Origin of the sequence: Rufibacter ruber, from assembly GCF_014138425.1 — a bacterium.
Lineage (GTDB): Bacteria > Bacteroidota > Bacteroidia > Cytophagales > Hymenobacteraceae > Nibribacter > Nibribacter ruber_C.
This window is the reverse complement of record NZ_JACJIQ010000015.1, coordinates 157,280-164,837: the sequence shown is the minus strand read 5'-3', so window position 1 is coordinate 164,837 and position 7,558 is coordinate 157,280. Positions and strand designations below refer to the sequence as shown.

The 7,558-nt window shown below is 54.7% G+C and carries 5 protein-coding genes; 4 read left to right on the top strand and 1 reads right to left on the bottom strand.

Annotated features, from left to right (window positions below; all coding sequences use genetic code 11):
* Positions 1-489 precede the first annotated feature (489 nt).
* The 3 genes from FHS90_RS16820 to FHS90_RS16810 all read left to right on the top strand — a co-directional run bounded on the left by FHS90_RS16820 (position 490) and on the right by FHS90_RS16810 (position 4,474).
* The gene (locus tag FHS90_RS16820; RefSeq protein WP_182513912.1) at positions 490-1,077 is read left to right on the top strand and encodes a pseudouridine synthase; all 588 of its coding nucleotides are present in this window, start codon (positions 490-492) and stop codon (positions 1,075-1,077) included.
* Positions 1,078-1,349: 272 nt separating this feature from the next.
* On the top strand, positions 1,350-2,201 hold the full coding sequence (locus tag FHS90_RS16815; protein WP_182513911.1) for an MBL fold metallo-hydrolase: 852 nt from the start codon (positions 1,350-1,352) through the stop codon (positions 2,199-2,201).
* Between the two features lie 407 nt (positions 2,202-2,608).
* Entirely contained in the window at positions 2,609-4,474 is a 1,866-nt protein-coding gene (locus FHS90_RS16810; RefSeq protein WP_182513910.1) for a serine hydrolase domain-containing protein, read from the top strand.
* 683 nt (positions 4,475-5,157) lie between these two features.
* Here the strand turns inward: FHS90_RS16810 and FHS90_RS16805 are convergent.
* Positions 5,158-5,505, bottom strand: coding sequence for a hypothetical protein (locus tag FHS90_RS16805; RefSeq protein ID WP_066829478.1), 348 nt, complete (start codon positions 5,503-5,505; stop codon positions 5,158-5,160).
* 281 nt (positions 5,506-5,786) lie between these two features.
* On the opposite strand from FHS90_RS16805, the gene FHS90_RS16800 reads away from it, so the two are divergent.
* A complete protein-coding gene (locus tag FHS90_RS16800) occupies positions 5,787-7,436 on the top strand; it encodes an alpha-amylase family protein (RefSeq protein WP_182513909.1) in 1,650 nt (549 codons plus the stop codon).
* The last annotated feature ends 122 nt before the right edge of the window (positions 7,437-7,558 follow it).

Sequence of the window (7,558 nt, the reverse complement as noted above, 5' to 3'; positions counted from 1 at the left end):
AGCGGCAAGGCCGGAGGGCCTAGTTTTAACAGCAGTGCTCACCGCCAGGACGGGGCCCCGCGGCCGTGAGCGCTTACCGGAAAAGATGAAACAACTCATTGAGTGAGGCGCTGTTAACAGCAGACCAGCCAAGGGAGCAGCGGACTACGCATTCCTAAAATAACGGCATTGCAGCAAGCGGCACAGCCAAGTGAACAGCGGGCTACGGCAGCAGCCCAGCCAAGGGAACAGCAGATTATGCATTGCTACAGGCAGAAGTGGCAAAAAATGAAACAGTTGCTCCATTGAGACACATCATCCAACAGCCAACGGAACCAGCAAACCACGCATTCCTGCAACAGCAAAGAAAACATGAGACTCCAGGGTAAGAACAGGCTTCTGCAAGACCGGCCCTGTGCCTTGCCTTCCTCATAGTAGAAAAGGCAGAACCGCAAATTTCTGTTTTTAACCTGTTTTCCGGAAATTAGCGCCAAAACACGCATTAATCCTTTGGCTGAAGCATCCTTACCCCACCGTCACTTCATTGTGCACAAGCCATTCGGCTACCTCAGCCAGTTCATAGGCAACCCCAAAAACAAGAAGCTACTGGGAGATTTGCATGCCTTCCCGGCGGGCACCATGGCCATTGGCCGACTGGACCAGGACAGCGAAGGGCTGCTGCTGCTCACCACAGACGGCAAAATGAGCGAGTACGTGCGCAGCCGGAAAGTAGAGAAAGAGTACTACGCGCAGGTAGACGGCCGCATCACCCCAGAGGCCATTGCTCAACTGCAACAGGGGGGGCTTTTGATTACCCATGAGAAGCAGCCGTACCAAACGCTGCCTTGCCAGGCAAGGGCGCTTACCCCCGCCCCGGCGTTTCCGGAACGGAGCCGCCGGGTGCGCGATGACCGCCACGGCCCCACCAGCTGGGTCTCCATCACCCTCACCGAAGGCAAAAACCGGCAAGTCCGGAAAATGACCGCGGCCGTGGGGTTTCCCACCCTCAGACTGGTCAGGGTGCGCATTGGGAACCTGCATCTAGGCAATCTGGCATCTGGGGAAGTGCGGGAAGTGGAGAGCTTTGAACTGGCCTAGAATAAAAGGAAGCTTTCATGCTCCTTAAAGGAGTGTTGAACTGAAAAACTAAATGTCTGTGTGAAACAGCACCTTGTTCTGCGCACCGGCGCAAGCCCCACAAACTTGCTCTGTCAGTGCAAGCTGTTTTAGCGCTGTTTTCCTGAAAACAGGTCAAAAACAGAGAGGCTATTTGGGCATTCCCCACCGCCGGCCACTGCCTGTTACCGCCTGTAACACTTGGCGTTAATCCGCGTTAAGCATAGCATTTCCACCTGTAATTCCTTGCTAGTATGGATATGAACATGCGCCAGAGCGAAGACAATAAATTTATTCCCATGACCTCGGTTTCTTCAGGAATGATCAAACAGGTCTGTCCGGATGTGTACTACTACACAAACCAGATTGTGAACTTTGCGCTGGTGGGCACTGCTGACCATTGGGTGCTGGTAGACGCGGGTATGCCCAAGTCGTCGCAGGAAATCATGGACGTGGCAAAGGGTGTGTTTGGGACCCTGGCCCGTCCGGCCGCCATTGTCCTGACGCACGGCCACTTTGACCATGTGGGCGGACTGGTGGGGCTGCTGGAGGCGTGGCGCGTTCCTGTGTACGCCCACCCGCTGGAGTTTCCGTTCCTGACCGGGCAACAGGCCTATCCGGAGCCAGACACCACCGTAGAAGGAGGCTTGAACGCCAAGATTTCCTCTTATTTCCCGCATGAGCCCATAGACATCAGCCAGGCCCGTCTGCTGCCTTTGCCTGCAGACGGCACCGTACCGGCCATGCCCGGGTGGCACTGGGTGTTCACCCCCGGCCATTCGCCCGGGCATGTGTCCCTGTTCAGGGAAGCAGACCGGGTATTGATTTCAGGGGATGCGGTGATCACCGTAAAGCAGGATTCCCTATACAAGGTACTGGTGCAAAAAGAGGAGGTGCAAGGCCCGCCCCGTTACCTCACCACTGACTGGAATGCCGCTTATGAATCTGTGAAGAAGCTGCACGCGTTACAGCCGCAAATTATTGTGCCGGGGCACGGGCAGGTCATGCACGGCGCAGCCTTAGAAGAGGGCTTGCACCAGCTGGTCACCAATTTTGCCACCATAGCCGTGCCGGAGTATGGCCGTTTTGTAAAAGGGAAGGATTAATAAATCCTGGAACTGCAGTAGAAGCTGTCTCTCACAGGGCGTATGGCCATCTTCCATTTCTGTTTTTGGCCTAATTTCCAAAAACAGCCCAGAAACAGAAGCTTGCCACCTTATGAGGGCAGAAGCAAACGCGTGCGCCAGGGACCAATAAAACCTCTGAACAACTGCAATTTCATGCCACCGTAAAACAGCCTTTTCCGCAGTAAACCATATCTGCGGGAAAGGCTGTTTTGTTATAGAACCCTGAGAGGAAGCAGGAATAAGTGCGTGTGTCAATGGCCACCCCTGCCCGGTATGATTCTATAAAAAAAGCCTGAGAAAAGAAAGAAGCGTAGATAAAGAGGGGCCAATGGCATGATATTTTCTTATAATTGTTTACCTTACTGCATTAAGAAGTGAACAACGGCATGAACAGAACCTTTTCTCAACCCTTCTACCTATTTCTTTTCCTTTGCCTGGTGCTGGCAATTGGTTTTGCCGGAACTACGTCTGTAGAGACGCCTCCCAGGAAAAACCAGACCTGGCTGCAGCAGCACAGAGAGGCGGCCAAAACCACGGTACTGCTGAACAACCAGCAGGGGCTGGTGCCCGTCAAAGATCTTGAGCAGCAGATTGCCAGCGTCACCATAGGGGCAGCCCATGCCGCTGTTTTTGACAGCCTCCTGAACAAATACACCGCCGTAAGTAGTTTTTCGGCGCCCGCCGTACTCACAGATTCCTCCCTCAACAGCCTGAATGATGATCTGAAATTCTACAAAACAGTGCTGGTGCAACTGCCGGCTGCCCAACTGCAGCAGCAGAAGGTGGTAGGTTTCCTGCAAGACCTGCAGAAAGACAAACAACTGGTGGTGGCCGTTTATGGCAAGCCGGCCTTGTTGGCCAACGCAGAAACGTTAACGGCCCCCCTTATCTGGTCTGAGAAAGAAACGGCGGCCACCGCAGATTTTGCCGCCCAGCTTATTTTTGGAGGGGTAGCGGCTACCGCCGAACTGGACAAAACCTACAGTGCCAAATATGCCAAAGGGGCGGGGCACAAGACCCAGGCCATCCGGTTGAAATATACGGTGCCAGAGGAAGTGGGTATCTCTACCAATGACCTGCAGAGGCCCATTGACTCTATTGCCGCTGAAATGATCAGGGAGCAGGCAGCCCCCGGGGCCGTTGTCTTAGTGGCCAAAGACGGTAAGGTCATCTTCAACAAAGCCTATGGCTCCCACACGTATGACAAAAGCCGGCCTACCCGCATCACAGATATTTTTGACCTGGCCTCGGTGACCAAGGTTTCTGCCACCACCATGGCCGTAATGGAGTTGTATGAGCAGCAGAAGGTGAGCTTAGACGCCCCGTTCAGCACGTTCATCCCCTCGGCGGAGGGCACTAGTAAAGCAAATATTTCCCTCAGGGACATCTTGTTGCATCAGGCGGGGCTACCGGCCGGGGTGGGGCTGCCCCTGCGGGCCGAAGACCAGCGCCGCACCCCCGCGCCCGGCTACTCCATCAAGGCGGGCGACAGCACCTTTATGCGGGATACCTATTTCAAAGAAGTGGTCTGGCCCAGAATGCTCAGTGCCAAAATGGGAACGGCGGGGCAGTACATCTACTCAGACCTGACCATGTATTTCCTGAAAGAAGTGGTAGAGCGGCAGACATTGACGCCTCTGAACGAGCTGGTCCAGTCAAACCTCTACCACCCGTTGGGTATGCAGACGGCCGGTTTCCTGCCTTTGAGCCGCTTTGAGAAATCCCGCATAGTGCCCACTGAAGTTGACCATGGGTTCAGAAAAGAGCTGCTGCAAGGGTATGTGCATGATGGGGGAGCAGCGCGTCTGGGCGGGGTTTCCGGGCATGCGGGTTTATTTTCCACGGCAAATGACCTGGCCATCTTGTACCAGATGATGTTGAACCGGGGCACCTACGGCGGGGTGCAGTATTTCCAACCGGAAACTGTGCAGCTCTTCACCTCCAAACAGTCGGCAGTAAGCCGCCGGGGGCTGGGTTTTGACCGCTGGGATCCAGACACCACCAAAGGGTATCCGTCTAAGTTGGCTTCCCCGCAAACCTACGGGCATACCGGCTATACCGGCACCTGCGTCTGGGTAGACCCTAGGCACAACCTGGTGTATGTGTTCCTGTCTAACAGGGTGCACCCAAAAGTGTCAAATAAACTCCTGAGCCTGAACATCAGGCCGCGCATTCAAGACGCCATTTACAAAGCCATTGAGAAGGGAGCCATTGCCGGGAAAAACGCGGGAGCCAAACCGGCCCAACCTTAACAGAAAGCTGGTGAATTTTACCTGAAATGTAGTGGGTAGGGTGGCAGTGACTCTGGAGACTCCGGTTATCTTTTGGCACGTATCGGGTGGCTTGCGCCAGTGGTTAGGGATTGGATTTGCCAGACTTTACTGAGCGGCTGTGTCCTGCTGCTCTCCTGTATCCTGCCTTTCCCGTTTTTCTGAAAGGATGAGGTTCATTGTAAGGGCAAGTCTGTACCTCTGGCGCAAGACGTCTGTCTCGGGACAAGGGATCAGGTAAGTCTCCAGACCCGCTGGCGGCAAAGGAAGCCACTTCCCTGCCATTTTTTTCCTGTTCAGACAACACCTGCTCAAGAAAACCAAACAGAAAGGCCGCTCCTGGAGCGGCCTTTCTGTTTGCCTGGAGGCATATTCTTGTTCTTTTGGGTGTACCTGGCACAAACGACTGCGGGCGGTTTTTGTCTTACTTCTGTTTTGAGCTTGTTTTCAGAAAAGGAGCCCGAAAACAGCCGTACAGGCAAGCGCATCTCCCTACCTTGGTCTACTTCCAGGGAAACCGGGTAAACTGCTTGACCCTTTCCCAGAGCGCCAGCCCTGCTTGGTTGTGGATAGCCTGTCGCAGGTTTCTGTTTTGGAGCCGTTTTGGCTAAAACGGCTCCAAAACAGAAAAACTGTTTCTGGGCTTCAGGCTTTGGCAGGGAGGGTTACTTCACCACCGCCTCTGAGGTAAAGGTGTTTCTGCTGTTCCGTTTCTCCTGGCGTCGCAGGGCCTTGGCTTCCAGTTTGGCCATGCGCTGGGCTATTTGGGCGGCTTCATGGGCCTCATCGCGCTGGTAGCGGGCCTCCCGGGCGGCGGCTTTGGCTTCGCGGGCTTCGGCGCGGGCTTCCATTCTGGCTACCACTTTCTCTTCATACGCCCGTTGGCGGGCTTCTATTTCCAGCTTGCGCTGGTCAGAGACCGCCTCTGTCTTTTCTGTGGTCTGCGCAATGCTTTGGTTTGACAGCAGAAGGAAGGCGCCGAAGGCAAAAGCGAGGGTAAAAGATTTTTTCATACACAAGTGGGGGTATAGTGGATACAGCCTTATACGCAGGTGCCTCAGAGTTGATCATCTCGCTGAGCCTCTTCTTTTGTGAGACAGACGGGGCGCGTGCCTGAGGGGGAGACAGCCGCATTTTTCGCCATCTTCTGCGGTCTGCCTGCGTATAGAAAGCATCCGTATAAACCCGGTACAGGTTTCTGTTTTGGGTCTGTTTTTCCAAAAACAGGCTAAAAACGAACCTGGTTTCCCCTTACCTGTTTTCGGCCAGGGCCGAAAGAAGAAATTTGATACTCATGATTGAAGACCTCTGGTACAAGAATGCCATCATCTACAGCCTTGACTTAGAAACGTTCATGGACCTGAACGGTGATGGCGTAGGTGATTTTGAAGGCCTTTCCCGCCGGTTAGATTACCTGCAGGCAATGGGCGTGGACACGGTGTGGCTGGCGCCTTTTCAACCCACCCCCAACAAAGACAACGGCTATGACATCAAAGACTACTATGGGGTAGACCCCCGGCACGGGACCAGCGGTAATTTTGTGGAGTTCATGCACCAGGCCAACAAGCGGGGCATCAAAGTCATCATTGACCTGGTGGTGAACCATACCTCAGACGAGCACCCGTGGTTCCAGAACGCCAGGTCTGGTGAGAATGCCAAACTGCGGGACTGGTACGTCTGGTCCAGGAAGAAACCAAGGAACTGGAACAAGGGCATGGTGTTTCCGGGGGTACAGAAAGCCACCTGGACCTATGACGCCAAAGCCAAAGCCTATTATTTTCACCGGTTCTACAAGTTTCAGCCAGACCTTAACATTGAAAACCGAGAGGTGCGTGAGGAGATTCACCGCATCATGGGCTATTGGCTGGAGCTGGGGGTGGCGGGGTTCAGGGTAGATGCGGTGCCGTTTATTCTGGAAACCCAGGGCGCCGGGAAGTTGGGCAGCGAGCTTAAGTTTGACTACCTCAAAGAAATGCGCCGGTTTGTGCAGTGGCGCAGGGGCAATGCCGTTCTCCTGGGCGAAGCCAACGTGGAGCCCCGGGAAAGCATAAAATTCTTTGGGGAAGAGGGAGAGGGGCTGCACCTCATGTTTAACTTTTACGTGAACCAGTACCTGTTTTACAGTCTGGCAACGGCAGACGTGAGACCTTTGGCCAAGGCGCTGGAGGAAACCAGAACAAAAGTTCCGTCGGCACAGTGGGCTAACTTTCTCAGAAACCATGATGAACTGGACATTGACCGGCTCAAAGAGGAGGAGAAGCAAAAGGTCTTTGAGAAGTTTGGCCCCCAGAAGAAGATGCAGCTGTATGACCGCGGCATCAGGCGGAGGCTGGCCCCCATGCTGGGCAACCGGCAGCAGCTGGAACTGGCGTACAGTGTCATGTTCTCCCTGCCCGGCACGCCCGTCATGCGCTATGGAGATGAGCTGGGCATGGGCGAGAACCTGAGCCTGGAGGAACGCGATGCGGTGAGAACCCCCATGCAATGGTCTGGTGACGCCCAGGCCGGGTTCTCTGAGGCCAACCACTTGGTGCACCCGCTCATTGACGAAGGCCCCTACGCCTACCAGCAGGTAAACGTGGAGGCCCAGCGCCGCGATCCCGGTTCGCTGCTGAACTGGATGACGGCGCTGATCAGGCTGCGGCAGGAGTGCCCGGAAATAGGCTGGGGCGATTGGGAGATTCTGGAGACAGATTCCCCCCAGATTCTGGTCATGCACTACCGCTGGCAGAACAGCTGCCTGGTGATCCTGCACAACTTTGACAGCCATGCCCACGTGGCCTCGTTTACTCTGCAGGAGGAGTATGAGCAAACCCTTGTCAACCTCTGCAAAAACGGGGAAAGCAAAGCAGATGAAAACCGGCAGCACCACATCACGCTCAACGCCTATGGGTACGCCTGGTACCGGGCCGGCGGCCTCAGCCACTTTATGCGGAAGGCATAAGGTGGCAAAACCATGCAAGGGTAGGGCTGTTTGATCTTTCAGGCAAGAAAACCGTAATTTAGAGTTGCCCTTGCTGAAACGGCCGCATTGGGAAGGGTTTGGCATAAGGGGAAACCCCGCTT

What these genes read in the sequence shown, in the direction of transcription:
- FHS90_RS16815 (WP_182513911.1), top strand. Translation starts at nt 1,350, where the DNA reads ATGGATATGAACATGCGCCAGAGCGAAGACAATAAATTTATTCCCATG.
- FHS90_RS16810 (WP_182513910.1), top strand. Translation starts at nt 2,609, where the DNA reads ATGAACAGAACCTTTTCTCAACCCTTCTACCTATTTCTTTTCCTTTGC.
- FHS90_RS16805 (WP_066829478.1), bottom strand. Translation starts at nt 5,505, where the DNA reads ATGAAAAAATCTTTTACCCTCGCTTTTGCCTTCGGCGCCTTCCTTCTG.
- FHS90_RS16800 (WP_182513909.1), top strand. Translation starts at nt 5,787, where the DNA reads ATGATTGAAGACCTCTGGTACAAGAATGCCATCATCTACAGCCTTGAC.